Source organism: Agrobacterium larrymoorei, assembly GCF_013322225.1.
Classification (GTDB): domain Bacteria; phylum Pseudomonadota; class Alphaproteobacteria; order Rhizobiales; family Rhizobiaceae; genus Agrobacterium; species Agrobacterium larrymoorei_A.
The window spans coordinates 66,382-82,784 of the sequence record NZ_JAAMFB010000009.1; the positions used below are offsets into that span (position 1 = coordinate 66,382).

Genomic DNA, 16,403 nt, shown 5'->3' on the forward strand with positions numbered 1-16,403 from the left:
TTTATCCTAGATTTCGTTAGCCGCCCTTGACGGCACCTGCGGTAAGTCCTGCGACGATCTGCTTCTGCGCGAACATGGTCAGCAACAGAACCGGCAGCGTGACGATAAGCGCTGCGGCAGCCAGCGGGCCCCAGCTGACCTGTTCGAAGGACAGCATGTTGTAAACCGCGACCGGAAGCGTGCGGGTTTCACGGCTGGCAAGCACGATGCCGAAAACGAAGTTGTTCCATGAGAAGATGACGGCGAGAATGAAGGACACCACGATACCGGGTTTGGCGATGGGTAGCGCGACGAGGCGGAACACCTGCCACGATGATGCGCCATCGATGCTGGCAGCTTCTTCCAGTTCCTTCGGTGTCGTTTCGAAGTAACCGATCATGATCCAGACCACGATTGGCACCGTCACCACCAGATGGATGATGATCTGCGGCCACAGCGTGCCTAGCAGGTTCAGCCATTGGAACAGCAGAAACAGCGGAATGAGGAAGGAGAGGCCGGGCGTCATGCGCGCAATCATGATGACGATGGCCGCCTTCTCAGCCTTCAATCGCGCGATGCCGTAACCTGCGGGAACGCCGATGACGAGGGCGAGGAAGGTGGCCGCGCCCGTGACCAGAACGGAATTCCAGAAGTAGAGGAAGAAGTTGTTCTCCTCGAACACCTTCACATAATTCGACCATGCGAAGCGTTCCGGGATGAGGATCGGCGGATAGGCGCCGTTGTCGATTTCGAATTTCAGCGACAGCGAGATCATCCAGAGAAAGAACAGGATGACGGGCGAAATCATCACCAGAGCGACGAGAAACAGGCTGATGCGGTCTATGGTTTTGCGGGTCATCAGCGGTCCTCCATCTCGTTCCACTGGGTGCGCGCCCGGACCATCAGAAGAACGAAGGACAGCGCGATGATGACGATGAAGAAGACGACAGCCATGGCCGAGCCGTAACCGATGTCGTAATAGGCGAATGCCGTGTTGTAGAGGTAGATGTTGATCGTTTCCGATGCCGTACCGGGTCCCCCTTGAGTCATCGCATAGATGATATCGAAGCTTTTGACGGCATCGATGGAGCGGATGATGACGGCGATCATAAGAAACGGCGCGATCATCGGCATGGTGAGGTAACGAAACTTCTGCCAGGCATTAGCGCCATCGATTTCCGCACTTTCGTAAGGCTCACGCGGCACGGCGGCGAGGCCACCCAGCACGATGAGCATGACGAGCGGCGTCCACTGCCATGTTTCGACCAGCACCAGCGACTGGATGACGGTGGACTGGTTATAGATCCACTCCAGTGGACCGATACCGATGAAGGACAGGAGATAGTTCAGCACGCCAAGCTGCGGGTGGAACATCATGGTCCAGACCAGCGCGATGGCGACCGGAGTCGCCATCATCGGCATGACGAAAACGCCGCGCAGAAAACCGCGCAGCGGGAACTGCGCATCGAAAACAAGGGCGGCCAAGGTGCCGAGAAACAGCGGTGCAATAACCGACAGCGCCGTATAGACCAGCGTATGCCACATCGATTCCCAGAACCGGGCATCGCTTGCCAGACGGATGTAGTTATAGAGACCGATGAAACTCTGCTCCTGCCCGAGCGTCCAGCGCTGCGCGCTCATCCACAGGGTAAAGACCCATGGAAAAACGATGACTGCGGCGATGACGACGAGTGCCGGAATAACGAAGGGCCAGTAGTTGGGAGCAAGCCGCGTGGGCTTGCTCCTTCTGACGACCTTTGTTGTCTTGGCGACATTTTCGATGCTGACAGACACTATTATCCCTCGCTGCGTGCCAGAACAGGCGTGAACTGTTCCGTCGCCTTCTTCAGTTCTTCGGCAGGATCAGCGCCGCCGATCATGTTGGTGAGGCCAACGCCATAGATGTCGCGGAATTCCGTGACGGGAATGATGACCGGCAGTGCGAGCTTGGAAACCTTGCCCGAGCCGACCACGGCATCCAGCCACTCGCCCGGCATTTTCACGCCTGCGCGAACCTTGGCGTCTTCCAGAATGGACTGGCGGAACGGCACACCGGCACCGGCCTGCAGCAGACGTGCGCCCATTTCATGCGAAATCGCCCACTGGCAGAAGAGGTATGCGGCTTCCTTTTTCTGGCTGGCTTCGACTACGCCGAGACCGTCACCGAATGTACCCGCGGCCTGCTGTGCCGGGCCCTTTGGCATGACGCCGTAGCCCGCCTTGCCGACCACGCGGGATTTTTCCGGGTTTTCGATTGGCGGTGCAAAGCCGACGCCATCGAACCACATTCCGATCTTGCCCTGAAGGAAGGCGGACTGTGCTTCGGCCCAGTTGAAACCGGAGACGCCGGGAGGTGCGGACTTGGTCATCAGGCGCTGATAAAGCTTTGCCGCCTCAACCGCTTCCTTGGTCTGCGTGTCGATCTTGCCGTCCACGATCGGGGTCGCGCCGTAACCCAGCATCAGCGAGGTCCAGACCGGCGTGTTGGCATTCTTCAGGCCACGGGCGACGAAACCGTAAGTGTTGGTGGACGGATCGGTCAGGGCTTCAGCCGTCGAGACCAGTTCTTCGAAGGTCTGCGGATATTTCAGGCCCTTGGCGTCGAACAGTTCCTTGTTCCAGTAGAGGATCCAGTAATCCACCGAGAAGGGCAGCGAGCGCAGAACCCCGTCGCTATCCTTGGCGAACTGCATGCCTGCCTCGGCGAAATCGCTTTCGACCAGAGACGGATCGGTCAGCGACGGGTCTTTCATGAAGCCGCTGATATCGGCCAGCCACTTGCCCTTTTCGAACTGCCGCTTCTGAACATGGTAGCTGAGGTGAACTACGTCGAAGCTCGGCTTGCCGGAAGAAAGCTCGATGACGACCTTCTGGCGCTGCTGCTGCTCAGGCGTCGCCTCGGCATTGACCTTGATGCCGGTCAGCTCTTCGAATTCCTTGATGTATTTCAGCAGGGTTTCGCTGCGCGGGCTCTTGACCAGATTGACCTCGAGCGTGGTGCCTGCATGCTTCTTCCAATTGACCGCCGCCGATGCGGAGCGGACGCCGAAGGCGGCACTTCCGGCAACGGCCGCTGTTCCGGCTAGAAAGCTCCGGCGTGTTGGATTGATGAACGAATGCGTCATTTTGTTTCCTCCTCTGGATTGCCGGAAAATCTCCTCACCCCCGGCCTCTATTAAACTCCTAGACCGCCAAGGCCCGGTCCCTCGCATTGCGAATGTGGGCGACGAGCCTTTCGACAGCGTCTTCGACGGATCGTTTCTCGATGGCTTCGAGAATAGTCAGATGCTCCACCATCACCGACTTCACATGACCCGCGATGCGGAAGCGCTCCTGATTGATGAGGCGCATCTTGATCGAATTGACGCGATAGGCGTTCGAAATGATCGAATTGCCGAGCGAGTCGATGAAGGCATCGTGCATGCCCCAATCGACTGCCTGAGCCCTTGCGTCCAGTTCAGGCGAGCCATGACCGCTATTCGCCACTTCGGCGATATCGCGGTGTTCTTTCAGCATGGCCGCGATGGTTTCGTCGGAGGCCGTTCGCGTAAAGATCGCGACGGCCTCCTTTTCAAGAAAGATGCGAAACTGAAAGGCTTCGCGGATCAGGTTGATATCGATATGGGCGACCTGAAGCCCGCGCTGGGGGACTGTCTTGATCAGCCCATCCGCCTCCAGCCTTGGGATCGCCTCCCGGATTGCGCCGAGTGGCAAGCCCGTTAGTTCCACCAGACGGCGCTGCGAGATGAACTGGCCGGGGCGAACATCGCGCGCGAGAAGGTGATGCGTAAAACTTTCATACGCCTTTTCCCGCAGGGTTGTCTGTTCGCCCGTGTCTTCCATATCGATCCTTCTCACGCAGCCTTGCGGCTGAACAGCGACTCGAATGCCGCTACGATCGTTGTACGATCTTCTGCGGAAATGGAAACCAGCGGTGGACGAACTGTGTGCCAGATGGCTTCGTCCGTGACATGCGACACAAGCACTTTGACAGCGGGTGTGACGGGATATTTCAGCAGTTCGGCGACAAGATTCTGAACCCGTGCATCATCCTTGCCCTCGACCGCCATGGCCCGAACCTCTGTGGGCAGGAAATTCGCGACGCCGGAAATGGCACCCTGTCCGCCAAGCCGGACGCCCTGTGCCAGATGGCGCTCGTCGCCGATCAGAATGATAAGATCGTTATGATCGTTCAGCAGACGCTGCGTGTGCGGCCAGTCGCCAGAAGAATCCTTGACGCCAACCACGACTTTCGGAAACGCGGTGCGCAAACGACCGACGAGCTCTACAGATAACGCCACCATGGTTACGGAAGGGATGTTGTAAACGAGTACATCCCGCGCGCCGGAGCCGATCTGTGCGAAGACCGATGAGAACCATTCGAACAGGCCGTCGTCGCTGACATTCTTGAAATAGGAGGGCGGGGCGAGCAGGATGTTGCGAACGCCAGCGTCCAGCGCAGCGCTTGCTTGGTCTGCTGCGTCCTGAGCGGAATCGACGAGCACGCCAACGACGATCTTCTGAGGCTCGACACCTGCTGCAAGCATCGCCGACAGAACCTCTGAACGCTCACGGTTGCCGATCGAACTTCCTTCGCCGGTGGTCCCGAAAAGGGTAACGCTGTCGCAGCCGGAGCAAAGAACGCGCTTTGCCTGCGCCACCATCACGTCAACGGCTATTTCGCCATCCTGCAAGAATGGTGTGGTGAGTGCTGCCGAAAGGCCAAATTTCTGCGTCAAATGCCTGCTCCTCCAAAACTGACCATACAGTGATACGGTATTAACATGTTAGTTGTAAAGACAGAATTTTCTCATGATCGCTCACATTGTTGATACGTATCCGCGAGGTTCATTCTAATCAGATCAGGCTTTGAGGAAGCGCTCGAAACGAAAGAGCGGAAATTTCGTTCAGGGCCCCGAAATGCGTGGCAAGCGGGTAACAGCGGCATGGAAGCTTGTGAAAATTCGCTTTGGAAGCCAGCTTGGCAATATGTGATTAACCTTTATTTTTTATCTCATTTGCTGTGCCAATTGTCCGTTTATGATGAGTGTACAGGCTGCCATGCATTTTCCCCGTTCAAATTTCAATAATTCCGTCAATGCCATAGAAGGGGTAGATGCCGCACAGCAAGATCAAGGGCCCACTACCGCTCAACCGCTGCCTGCGTTTACGCAAGCGCAACGCGCGGTAATGGGGCACAACGCGGACCAGATCGCCGCCAACGCGATCGAGGGTCGCGCGGATATGCCCGGCTGGCAGAATGCCTTTACGCTTGGGCCTAATGTCCGTTTTTCGCGAACGCCGCAGAATATCGTCGCCGGTAAGAAGACCACAAGCGACCCCGCGCAGGCCGAGTATCAGGCGGAGCAAGCCTTGGTGGCACCTGCGGTTGAGGTGCGCGCTGTCGATGTAGTAGCTCCCACGCCCACTCCCGTTGAGCGCCGTATCGCAAAGCCTGCCGTATTGCCCCAGCCGCCGGGTGCGACGGGCGCGCGGGCGCTGAGCTATCGTCTGCGTCGTGAACTTGCCTTGAGGCAGCAGCAGGAGATTGAGCAATCGGCACAGATTAAGGCTTTGCCAGTTTCTGCCGAGGTTGATGCTTCCTCTGAAAGCACACAGATCGACGTAGCATGTTTCCCCTCCGATGGCGGGAAGCAGCAGTCGGTGAACGTTCCGGCATTCGCCACATTATTGTCCGACGACATGTTCTGGGAAGCGATGGCATTGGATGTCGCCAACGAAATCGTGCCTCCCTCGCAGCCCTTGCGCCTTGCCGAATTGGCGCGAGCGAAGGCACAGCGCAACACCGTTGCCCCGGTTGCCGTACCCGCACCGCAGATAGAAGTGCGCAGGGCGCAGGTGCTGCGCCAACCGGCTTTGCCGACGGTACAAGTGCAGCAACAACGACAGCAGCAGATGGCCTCTGAACGTCCGGCTTTCGTCGCTCAGGAAGGCTCGGCCATCGCGCTTTATCGTGAAGTCGGTGTACGTAGTTATGCGGAAGCGACTGCCGAAGAGGTTGAAGTCGTTCAGCCAACCCGGGCTGTCGAGGCAATTCTGCCCGCAGTCGAACCGGTCGAACAGCAGCCAGCCATCGAAATCGTGGACGCGGTACAGACGCGCCGCGAGATGCGCACGGTTGCGCGCAACAATCAGCCTATGTTTCTTGATGCGCCGGTGTTCAGCGAGGGCGAGTATGAATATCCGCCCATCGACCTCTTGCAGCAGCCACAGGTTCAACAGACCACGACCATGACCCCGGAGGCGCTGGAGCAGAGTGCTGGCCTTCTGGAAAGTGTTCTGGAGGATTTCGGCATCAAGGGCGAAATCATCGACGTACGCCCTGGCCCGGTTGTTACGCTTTATGAGTTCGAGCCTGCGCCGGGTGTAAAGTCCTCACGCGTCATCGGTCTGTCGGACGATATCGCCCGCTCCATGTCGGCGCTGTCTGCTCGTGTGGCTGTCGTACCCGGTCGCAATGTCATCGGTATTGAGCTTCCGAATCCTGTTCGCGAGACGGTCTATTTCCGTGAGCTGATCGAGTCTCACGACTACGCAGAGACCCGGATGAAGCTTGCGCTCTGCCTTGGCAAGACCATCGGCGGTGAGCCTGTGGTGGCTGAACTGGCAAAGATGCCGCATCTGCTGGTTGCCGGTACGACCGGTTCGGGCAAGTCGGTTGCGATCAACACCATGATCCTGTCGCTTCTGTATCGCCTGAAACCGGAAGAGTGCCGTCTCATCATGGTCGATCCCAAGATGTTGGAGCTTTCCGTTTATGACGGAATCCCACATCTTCTAACGCCAGTCGTTACCGACCCCAAAAAGGCCGTGATGGCGCTTAAGTGGGCCGTGCGCGAGATGGAAGACCGTTATCGTAAGATGTCGCGTCTCGGCGTTCGTAATATCGACGGCTATAATGCCCGCGCAGCTTCGGCCCGCGCCAAGGGCGAGACGGTGATGTGCAATGTCCAAACCGGGTTCGACCGCGCAACCGGCGAAGCTGTCTACGAGCAGGAGGAAATGGACCTCACGGCGATGCCATACATCGTCGTCATCGTGGACGAAATGGCCGACCTGATGATGGTTGCGGGCAAGGAAATCGAAGGCGCGATCCAGCGTCTAGCGCAGATGGCGCGTGCCGCCGGTATCCACCTCATCATGGCCACGCAACGCCCATCGGTCGATGTAATTACCGGCACGATCAAGGCGAACTTCCCGACGCGCATATCCTTCCAGGTCACGTCCAAGATCGACAGCCGTACCATTCTTGGTGAGCAGGGCGCGGAACATCTGCTGGGGCAGGGTGATATGCTGCACATGATCGGCGGCGGTCGCATCGCGCGTGTCCATGGCCCGTTTGTTTCCGACGAGGAAGTCGAAAAGGTCGTGGCGCATCTGAAGACTCAGGGTCGTCCAGAATATCTCGGCACAGTTACCGAAGACGCTGACGAAGCCGAAGAGGGTGAAGAAGACGATAGCGCTGTTTTCGATAAGACTGCGATGGCCGATGACGACACCGCCGATCTCTACGAGAAGGCCGTGAAGGTCGTTCTTCGTGACAAGAAGTGCTCCACGTCCTACATCCAGCGCCGTCTTTCCATCGGCTACAATCGTGCTGCATCGCTCGTAGAGCGGATGGAGCAGGAGGGAATCGTCGGCCCCGCAAATCATGTGGGCAAGCGCTCGATCATAGTGGGTGAGCGCGATGCTCACGAAGTGCCGGGTGCGGGGGACTGACCCCCGACATATGCTGACTAATCAAAAAGGGCGGGCCCGAAACGAGGCCCGCCCTTTTTGTATCGACCAGCAAACTTCAATGATAAGGCATACTATACCGGGCTATCTCGCGGCTATCATGCGGGGCGCAGAAGCGCGGACTTTGGAAAGTAGGGGGAGAATTTTTCCTGAAATTTCTCGTTTGGTACGGGACGTCCGACGAAGTAGCCCTGTACGTGGTCGATCTGCATCTCTTCCATCAACTTCAACTGCTCCGCAGTTTCCACACCTTCTACAAGGATTTTCGGACCACGGTTTCTTATCAACCCTATTATATCCCTCAACATCGCTTTGCCTTTGGGTGTCGAGCTGTCATGGAGAAACGAACGATCGATCTTGACCGTATCGAACTCGATCAACCGTAGCCACGAGAGACCTGCAAATCCTGTTCCGAAGTCATCTAGCCAAATCTTGATGCCAAGCGTCTTGAGGTCGTTGATGCAGCGAAGCACCTCCGAGTTCATGTCCATCTCGAGACCTTCAGTGATCTCGAACGCAAGGCGGCCTCCCGATACTCCCAATTCACCCAATATGGCGGCGACCGATGTTGCAAATGCCGGATTGTTCAACTGGATAGGGGATACGTTGACGCTGAGAACGCCAGCCCGGTCGCAAGTCAAAATACTTTCGCAGGCTGTTCTGATGGCCCAGAGGCCGAGTTCCATGATGGCACCCGTCCGCTCTGCGATGGGTATGAAGATGCTCGGTGGGACCATCGTTCCGTCTAAAAGCCTTAAGCGCATCAGCGCTTCCGCGCCTTCGATCCTATTCGCCGCCAAGGCGCGGATAGGCTGATAGACGAGGGAGACCAGATTCTGCTCGATGGCGACATTGAGCAGGGCAGCCACGTTTTCCGTATCGTCGCTGGTCAGTGGATCGTTCGGGTCGAACAGTTTCACTGTGTTGCGACCGTTCTCCTTCGCAAGGTAAAGAGCTCGGTCTGCTTCATGGATCACGCGTTCAAGCTTTGGCTCCGGCATTGCACGGGTGAAGGATGCGCCGACGCTCACGGTGATGATCGAAGTTCCATCACGTCTTCGTTCATGAGCCAGGCAAAGGCCTTCGACAGTCTTGCGAAGTGTTTCTGCAATTTTCTCGATATCGCGCAGTTTGGTGAAGCGCGCCAGTGCGATGAATTCCTCACCCCCATAGCGCCCGATCACGGCATCGTACCGGCTCATGCTCGACTGCAATGTCTGAGCGACCTGCACGAGGCAGCGGTCACCTTCCTGATGCCCATAGTAATCATTGTACTTCTTGAAGAAGTCTACATCGATGAGAAAGACGGCGAAGTTCCGGTCTGCTTTCAGCCATTCGCTCCAGAGCTGACGCAACCGGTTATCGATAGCGCGTCTGTTCTCCACACCTGTCAGAGGGTCGGTATTGGAGAGGCGAAGCAGTGCCTTGCCGCGATCTTCCGCCTCCTTTTGCTGAACCTTGGCTTCCATTGCGTTGAGGAAGACATGGTAACGTTCACGGTTAAGTCGCAGGTTTACATAGGACGTAAACATGAAGCAGGAGAGATAAAACGTGCCAAAGGCTATCTGATAATAGATGTCTTCAGAAAATTGGCTGAGAGCTATGAAATATATCGCCAGAATGAGGCTGGATGCTATCAGGGATAGTTTGAAGTTGAAGGTAAAGAAGAGATTGGCGCCCATCATGAATATGGCACCAAAAATCATGTAGTACGACATATTGGTGACGTGACTGGTCGTCATGGCCGGCAAGAGCCAAGCAATATAGCTCATCACCAGCGCCGCTGCGCAGCAAATGTCCAAGTGGTCGGTCTTGACCGATGAACGGATTTGCATCTCCAGAATCATGAGCCCTACGGTTACCACGACGAAGCGAACGAAAAGTGTGTGGATGAAGACGTCTGGAATGAGGAGGGCGTCCGTTATCGAAAACAGGAGATAGATCGGCGCTGAGGCCCACAACCCACGCCGGATAGCCAGTCGCCTTTTCGTGTCTGCTTCTTCCAGGAATAATGAGCGCATGGCATCGGCCGATCTCTTTCGAGAAGCGTCCGCATGTAAATCCATCTCAACCACGTCTGTTATACTGTGCTTCATGCACTGATCCATAGGTTGCAATAATCTCGAGCAATTGCCTTTTGTTCTTATCTGTCATGTTGCCATGGCGTCATTGCACCATGGTTGTTCCAAGGCTCCAACCGAGCGCCGCACTATAGTTCAGTCCGGATTAAGTTTGTTTGAATGCGCCCCCGGACAATTGCGGCATTAGATTTACCTTAAACGCACCTACCTAGAAATAAATTCCCCATACGTAAGTTTTCACTGCTTGCGCCACTCGTCATAACCTGCAAATTATTATAGCGTTAACAATGTGTTAATTAGGAGATATGCTAGTGTCCCAGCTCAAGAATATTTTATTCGATGGAGAGAGTCTGATCACTCCAGAAGCAATATCAGAAGAAATTTTTGCTAAACGAGACGCGCGATTTCACGAGCAACGATCCCTCGGACAAGCAGAGCTTGTTCTCATTCTCAATTTGGCACAACAGCAATTTCTTAGGGGAAATTCGCCGGCAGAAATTATACATGCAGTCGCGAAAAGATTGCATGATCTGCGTAAAAAATACTATTCCAGCGTGTGGGGTGAGTTGATTCCGATCGCTCAACATCATCCTGTCGCCGAATATCTCCTTCAAGATCCTTTCAGCAACTGGTCGTTCGTAAAGCCAAGAGGCTATTCCGGCGACGCGCAGCTTCTGGATTTCATCTACGGGCATGAAAGTATTTCCGCTAAGGTGACGGCAGCATCTCCTCTGGGTGCTGCGCTTTATGAATGCACGCGCAACTCCTTGTCCTCCGCTGCTGTGCGTGAGCGCCGGGATATTCTAACGCGCTACGTCGATCATTTTGCTGCACAAAATGGCCCCGGGACCGAAATCCTGACCATCGCGGCGGGGCACCTTCGGGAAGCCAATCGCTCCGAGGCTCTGGCAAATGGGCAGGTCAAACGGTGGGTAGCGCTTGATCAGGACCCTATGAGCATCGGCGCCATAGCCCGCGACTTCGGTGGCACTGCTGTTGAAGCTGTCGATGGGTCGGTTCGTGGCCTTCTGGGTCGCAAGCACGAACTCGGTCAGTTCGACTTCGTTTACGCTGCGGGCCTTTATGACTACCTTGCAGACAAGGTGGCAATCACGCTGACACAGCGTTGCCTGGATATGCTGAAGCCCGGCGGCACTTTCCTGTTCGCCAATTTCGCCGAAGGTATCGATGACGATGGTTTCATGGAAACGTTCATGAACTGGGCACTTTTGCTGCGTTCTGAGGTGGATATGTGGAATATCATCAACGCCAGCACCGGAAATGATGGTTTCGAAGCGGAGGTTTTCCTCGGCGAGAACCGCAACATCGTTTATGGGGTCATTCGAAAACTGTCCTGATTGGACAGGCCGTCGATTTTAGGGCTGCAAGGCGCTTTCTGCCCTTGCGGCTTTTTCATTTTGCGGTGATTTCTCTCTGTAACGAAGCGCCGTGGACTGATTTGCACTGGCATGATTTGGAGTGAATAATGGAAAAGACGCGTTACTATTCCGACTTTGGCGGCTTGCCAGGGCAGACGGAACTTCTCTCGAGCAAAGCGGTCTTCACGGACGCTTATGCCGTCATTCCAAAGCGAGTCATGTCCGATATCGTCACCAGCGTTCTTCCGCACTGGGAGAACACGCGGGCGTGGATCATTTCCCGGCCCATGACCGGCTTTTCCGAGACCTTTGCGCAATACGTCATGGAGGTGCAGCCAGGTGGCGGTAGCGCACAGCCTGAACCCGATGCACGTGCGCAGGCAGCGATCTTTATGGTCGACGGTGAGATGACGATCACCTTTAATGGTGAAACACATGCCATGCGGTCCGGTTCTTTCGCCTATATTCCTGCAGGAAATGGGTGGTCGCTGCACGCGAAGGGTTCCTCTCCGGCAAAGTTTCATTGGGTGCGGAAGGTGTTCGACGTCGTGGACGGTTTAGACTTGCCGCCCGCAATCTTTACGCATGAAGACGAGCATGAAATGTCCGCAATGCCGGACACGGATGGCAAATGGGCCACGACGCGGTTCATAGACCCTGCCGATGGTCGCTATGACATGCACCTTAACATCGTTACGTTCCAGCCGGGCGCGACAATTCCCTTCATGGAAACTCACGTCATGGAACATGGGCTTTTCGTGCTGGAAGGCAAGGCTGTCTATCGCCTTAACAATGACTGGGTGGAAGTGGAAGCGGGCGATTTCATGTGGCTTCGCGCTTTTTGCCCGCAGGCCTGTTATGCTGGCGGTCCGGGACGCTTCCGCTATCTGCTCTACAAGGATGTCAACCGCCACGTCAAACTATGGTGATGTTCCGCGCGCTGCAATAAGTGAGCTCTTATTGAGTGTTCTCTAAAAATGATTAGGGTGCAGAAAACTGCTTCGTCACGTTTTAAGAGCCCTTCAGAGTAGATATCATGACACCAGAACTGGACGCTAATATTTTCGCCTTGGCCCCCGTTGCCATGTGGGTCGAGGATTTTCGGGCGTGAAGCGTCAGTTCGATGCCTGGCGAGCAGAGGGTGTAACTGATCTTCGTGAATTCCTGCGCGCGGATATTTCGCGCGTTGCGGAATGTTCCCGGAAAATTCTTGTTGTCGAGGTCAATCCGAAAACACTGGAGCTATTCGAGGCTCGGGATTTCGACCATCTGATCACAAACCTGCATCGCGTCTTTCGAGATGACATGCTTGAAAGCCACATCAACGAGCTTTCTTGCCTCTGGGATGGCGAGGTTAGCTTTTCAGGTAACGCGGTCAATTATTCTTTGAGCGGAAAACGGCTCGATATTCAGCTTCGAGGCGCAGTAATTCCAGGCCACGAAGAGACACTGGACCGTATCCTGCTAACCACAGAGGATGTAACCGACCGAGAACAGTCCCGCCGACAGGAAGCGAGACACCGACTCTATGCCGAAGGTATGTTCGAGCATTCCCCGGTATCGCTTTGGGTGGAGGATTTCAGCCATATCAAGCGGTTGATCGATGACATCAAGCAGCGCGGGATCGTTGACTTCCGCGTCTTCATGGATGTGCATCCGGAGTTCGTTCGTCAATGTATGAGTGAAATTCGGGTGGTGGACGTGAACAAAGCCACGCTCGATCTTTTCTGTGCGCCGGATCGTCAGACGCTTCTGCAAAATCTCGGCGTGATTTTCCGCGACGAGATGCACAAGCCGTTCCGTGAGCAGCTGGTTGATTTGTGGAGTGGTCATCTTTTTCATCAGCGCGAAGTGGTTAATTACGCTCTGGATGGTTCGGAACGTCACGTATTGCTGCAATTTTCCGTCTTGCCCGGTTACGAGCACGACTGGTCCCTCGTACAGGTCGCGCTGACCGATATCACTGCGCGGAAGAAGGCGGAGGCTTACCTCGAATATCTCGGCAAGCATGATGTCCTGACGAAGCTTTATAATCGCGCATTTTATACCGATGAGTTGAACCGGCTGGAACGAAATAGTCTGCGGCCAGTCTCAGCCATCATCATCGATCTTAACGGATTGAAAAATGCCAACGATACGCTGGGACACGATGCTGGAGACATGTTGTTGCGCCGTTTGGGCGAGGTCCTGAGCGGCGTTGTCTCGCCGCCCAATCATGCGGCAAGGATCGGCGGAGACGAATTTGCGATTCTGATGCCGGGTGCGGACAGGAATGCAGCTACGACGATGGTGGATACCGTCCACGAGCTTTTGAAAATCAACAACCAGTTCTATTCCAACGCCCCACTTGGCATTTCGGTTGGCGTTGCGACGATTGAGCCGGGCGAAACGATGGAGGCGATGATCAAGCGGGCCGATCTCAATATGTATGAGCAGAAGAAGGCTCATTATGTCGCGCTGGCCAGACGCGCCGACCTCGCATCCAGCAGCAGCAGAAAAGCAGGAATTTAAAAGCCCTTCCAGATTTCCCCGCGAAGTGCAGGAAAATCTGGAGCCGTCCAAGCTATTACACGAGCAAATCCTGCGATTGCGCGTTTTGTTGTACGTTCGCTGTTGCAGGGTCGTCCAGCGAATAGGCATGAATGTAATCGATCTTCATTTCCGATCCGTTCGGTAGGCCGTTTGTCGGTGTGCCAGCCATGCCGCCTATGGCGAGATTGACCAGCATATACATCGGGTCATGCATATCTGCGGGTGTATCGATCTGCGCCACGGCAACATCATCGAAATACCATGTGATGTGCTGCTCATCCCACAAGAGCCCGTAATTATGGAAACCGGCAGTGCTCGCGACGCTGATATTGTTGATCGTCGATGTCTGTTCACCCGACGCACTGGAGTGGGCGGACATGATCAGGGTGTTGGGATTTTGACCACGCATTTCTATGACGTCGAGCTCCGGCGGCCATTTTCCGTCCGTGGGCAACAACCAGAATGCGGGCCACGCTCCCTGCTCACCGGGCATATCGGCCCTGATTTCAAAATAGCCATAGGTTTGCGAAAAGGATGGGTGAGTGGTCAACATGCCCGACGTGTAATCATAGCCGTTGACAGCGTCGGAGATCGCATCCGGTGTTGGCGCCGCCCGGATCGTCAGAACGCCGTCGCTAACAGAGAAAGGGTTCACCGAAGCCGTGGGCTGGTAAGCGGGATTGATATACCACTGCTTTTCGGAGTTGGTGTGCAAGCTTCCGCCCTGTTCTCCCGCCCACCAGAATTTTGGTTCCCACACGCTGCGCGTCCCGTCGCTCAGCGATAGCGAATTGAACTCATCTGAAAACGTGGATGAAAGCTTGGAACGGTCGAGACTTAACTTGAACTGATGGGCACTGAGATCATTCGATGAGGTGTTTGCGAGCACGATGCTTTCACCATTGTCGAAGTTGAGCCAGAGATCATTTCCTTTTTGCGTGGCACTGCTCATCAGTTGGTCGAACGACGTTACCCCATGGCCATCGAGACGAATGGTGTCGTCTGCGCCAAAGTCGGTAATCAAATCCGTACCATTGCCTTTTTTGAAAACAAACGTGTCGGCGCCACCGCCGCCGATCAGAACGTCATTGCCTGCGCCACCGTCTATCGTCTGGCTGCCGGTACCGCCGGTGATGATGTTGTCCAGTTCGTTACCGAAGGCGTGTCGCCCATCTCCCGTCACGACAAGATTTTCAAAATTGTCGGGAAGCGTGTAGCTCATCCAGGTATTGATGGTATCCGTACCACTATCCGGCGCCTCAATGGCTCGGTTGATTGAGGAATAGAGGTAGTAGATATCGTCTCCGCTGCCGCCGTGCATCGTCACATTGACGCTGCTATCGCCCCACATGGAATCGTTGCGGCTTGTCCCATAAAGATCGGGACCGGACCCTGTCGCTGAGAAAAAGCCGGTAGAGGTGTCGCTGTAAAAGAGCTGCTTGCCAAGAGCATTCGTAACCGATCGTGCCATGGAAAAACCTCCTGTTGAGACTGACCTCCCTCAAATTCCTCCGAGCAGAAGTGTAACAGGCGGCGCGTGGCTAAATAGGGCGAAAATGCGATAAATCAGTCGTAGCTACCGGCGAAATCTAACGGGTACGTCGTCGTAAAGATGCAGGATTTACGGCTTGCGGTGTCGAGCTGGACTTCAGATCGAGGAGCCGCCAGTCAAATCTGGAAACCTAATTTCTAGTTCAGCAATCGTGCCCCATCTCGTTCTTAAATAGCGCTGCCCCTCGAGGCGGATAATGCCGCAAAGACTGCCCGTCGTGGCAACCTGACCCTTCTTCAAGCCGCCGAGGTGATCTATCGGCAAGTTGGCATATGCCAGAAGCGGAGCGAGGGCATCACCCTGCGGATGTTTTGGAATGGCTGCGAAAAGAATACCGTCATCCCCCTCGATCTCAAGCGGCGGCAGTTCCGCACCCTGGCTGAGAAGACGGTCAACCCACTCGGCTTCGATCTGCGGACCTAGCACGAAGGAGTGATTTCCCAGCCTGTCTGCAAGAAATAAAGGAAATGGAGCCTTGTTCTCTTCCACCAGCCGATAGCTGACGAGTTCCAGGCCCAGATGAACGGAAGCGATACGATTGACGATATCCTCGCGGACGTAGGGCATCGTTGGCTCCGGTTTCGGAATGTCTTCCGCCAGAACGAAACAAATCTCCACTTCGACTGCGACCACGCCCGGTTTGGGAACGATGAAATCTGTTTCTGAAGTGATCTCGAACAAATCCAGAAGCGGTGCCGCAACCGGTCGAGTGTTATTGATTGCGACTTTCCAGCCAGACACGCCCTTGCCGATTGCTCCAGTTGCTATCGCCTGGGCGGCCATTCCAGCCTCCAGGCTTTCCGGCAAAAGCCCCGCCTGTTCCAAGTTGGAAACAGGCAGCGCCGATTGCTGCTTTTCAGCTTCGGCCAGGAGGACGCCAAGTCTGATGTTCGCCTCTGTCATCGTGGTCATGTGAAATCCTCCCGCAAAGTCACCTGAGCGTTTCATTGCAGGCATTTCCGAGAGTGGCAAGGCATGTGGTTGCATGGTGCAGCAAATAGTTCAGCGACCAAACACCTTAATGAGGAGTGACGCCGGTCTCACATTGAACTGCCAACAGTTCATACATTGTGGTTGCGTTTACCATTCCACCGAATGATTTCATGTCATGACGATGAGGGA

General features: G+C 55.3%; 11 protein-coding genes and 1 pseudogene. 4 read left to right on the top strand and 8 right to left on the bottom strand.

Going from position 1 to position 16,403, the window contains the following annotated elements:
* Positions 1-16: 16 nt before the first annotated feature.
* The 5 genes from G6L28_RS04250 to G6L28_RS04270 are packed head-to-tail and all read right to left on the bottom strand — an operon-like array spanning position 17 to position 4,718.
* Positions 17-838: a carbohydrate ABC transporter permease gene (locus tag G6L28_RS04250; RefSeq protein WP_137395326.1), complete on the bottom strand. Its 822-nt coding sequence runs from the start codon at positions 836-838 to the stop codon at positions 17-19.
* Positions 838-1,776 carry an ABC transporter permease subunit gene (locus G6L28_RS04255; RefSeq protein ID WP_174062660.1) on the bottom strand — a complete coding sequence of 313 codons (939 nt, stop codon included), beginning with the start codon at positions 1,774-1,776 and terminating at the stop codon, positions 838-840. The genes G6L28_RS04250 and G6L28_RS04255 overlap by 1 nt, the downstream gene beginning before the upstream one ends.
* Positions 1,776-3,104, bottom strand: a complete 1,329-nt coding sequence (locus tag G6L28_RS04260) for an ABC transporter substrate-binding protein (protein ID WP_174062552.1) — start codon at positions 3,102-3,104, stop codon at positions 1,776-1,778. The genes G6L28_RS04255 and G6L28_RS04260 overlap by 1 nt, the downstream gene beginning before the upstream one ends.
* Positions 3,105-3,162: 58 nt before the next feature.
* Positions 3,163-3,822 carry a GntR family transcriptional regulator gene (locus G6L28_RS04265; protein WP_174062553.1) on the bottom strand — a complete coding sequence of 220 codons (660 nt, stop codon included), beginning with the start codon at positions 3,820-3,822 and terminating at the stop codon, positions 3,163-3,165.
* A gap of 11 nt (positions 3,823-3,833) precedes the next feature.
* Complete coding sequence (locus G6L28_RS04270; RefSeq protein ID WP_174062555.1) at positions 3,834-4,718, bottom strand: dihydrodipicolinate synthase family protein; 885 nt, start codon at positions 4,716-4,718, stop codon at positions 3,834-3,836.
* Between the two features lie 301 nt (positions 4,719-5,019).
* Between G6L28_RS04270 and G6L28_RS04275 the strand changes: the two genes are divergently transcribed.
* Complete coding sequence (locus G6L28_RS04275; RefSeq protein ID WP_174062556.1) at positions 5,020-7,719, top strand: DNA translocase FtsK; 2,700 nt, start codon at positions 5,020-5,022, stop codon at positions 7,717-7,719.
* 116 nt (positions 7,720-7,835) lie between these two features.
* On the opposite strand, the gene G6L28_RS04280 is transcribed toward G6L28_RS04275, so the two are convergent.
* On the bottom strand, positions 7,836-9,833 hold the full coding sequence (locus G6L28_RS04280) for a putative bifunctional diguanylate cyclase/phosphodiesterase (protein ID WP_174062557.1): 1,998 nt from the start codon (positions 9,831-9,833) through the stop codon (positions 7,836-7,838).
* A 296-nt stretch (positions 9,834-10,129) separates the two neighbouring features.
* On the opposite strand from G6L28_RS04280, the gene G6L28_RS04285 reads away from it, so the two are divergent.
* The 3 genes and pseudogenes from G6L28_RS04285 to G6L28_RS04295 all read left to right on the top strand — a co-directional run bounded on the left by G6L28_RS04285 (position 10,130) and on the right by G6L28_RS04295 (position 13,708).
* Complete coding sequence (locus tag G6L28_RS04285; protein WP_174062558.1) at positions 10,130-11,176, top strand: class I SAM-dependent methyltransferase; 1,047 nt, start codon at positions 10,130-10,132, stop codon at positions 11,174-11,176.
* A gap of 128 nt (positions 11,177-11,304) precedes the next feature.
* Entirely contained in the window at positions 11,305-12,126 is an 822-nt protein-coding gene (locus G6L28_RS04290; RefSeq protein ID WP_174062560.1) for a bifunctional allantoicase/(S)-ureidoglycine aminohydrolase, read from the top strand.
* A 107-nt stretch (positions 12,127-12,233) separates the two neighbouring features.
* Positions 12,234-13,708, top strand: a pseudogene (locus G6L28_RS04295) (diguanylate cyclase domain-containing protein).
* A gap of 55 nt (positions 13,709-13,763) precedes the next feature.
* Here G6L28_RS04295 and G6L28_RS04300 read toward each other — a convergent pair.
* Together G6L28_RS04300 and G6L28_RS04305 are read right to left on the bottom strand one after the other, a co-directional pair.
* Positions 13,764-15,200: a family 16 glycosylhydrolase gene (locus G6L28_RS04300; protein WP_174062562.1), complete on the bottom strand. Its 1,437-nt coding sequence runs from the start codon at positions 15,198-15,200 to the stop codon at positions 13,764-13,766.
* A 177-nt stretch (positions 15,201-15,377) separates the two neighbouring features.
* Positions 15,378-16,193, bottom strand: a complete 816-nt coding sequence (locus G6L28_RS04305) for a 2-keto-4-pentenoate hydratase (RefSeq protein WP_174062563.1) — start codon at positions 16,191-16,193, stop codon at positions 15,378-15,380.
* Positions 16,194-16,403 lie beyond the last annotated feature (210 nt).

What these genes read in the sequence shown, in the direction of transcription:
- G6L28_RS04250 (WP_137395326.1), bottom strand. Translation starts at nt 838, where the DNA reads ATGACCCGCAAAACCATAGACCGCATCAGCCTGTTTCTCGTCGCTCTG.
- G6L28_RS04260 (WP_174062552.1), bottom strand. Translation starts at nt 3,104, where the DNA reads ATGACGCATTCGTTCATCAATCCAACACGCCGGAGCTTTCTAGCCGGA.
- G6L28_RS04265 (WP_174062553.1), bottom strand. Translation starts at nt 3,822, where the DNA reads ATGGAAGACACGGGCGAACAGACAACCCTGCGGGAAAAGGCGTATGAA.
- G6L28_RS04275 (WP_174062556.1), top strand. Translation starts at nt 5,020, where the DNA reads ATGATGAGTGTACAGGCTGCCATGCATTTTCCCCGTTCAAATTTCAAT.
- G6L28_RS04280 (WP_174062557.1), bottom strand. Translation starts at nt 9,833, where the DNA reads ATGAAGCACAGTATAACAGACGTGGTTGAGATGGATTTACATGCGGAC.
- G6L28_RS04290 (WP_174062560.1), top strand. Translation starts at nt 11,305, where the DNA reads ATGGAAAAGACGCGTTACTATTCCGACTTTGGCGGCTTGCCAGGGCAG.
- G6L28_RS04300 (WP_174062562.1), bottom strand. Translation starts at nt 15,200, where the DNA reads ATGGCACGATCGGTTACGAATGCTCTTGGCAAGCAGCTCTTTTACAGC.
- G6L28_RS04305 (WP_174062563.1), bottom strand. Translation starts at nt 16,193, where the DNA reads ATGACCACGATGACAGAGGCGAACATCAGACTTGGCGTCCTCCTGGCC.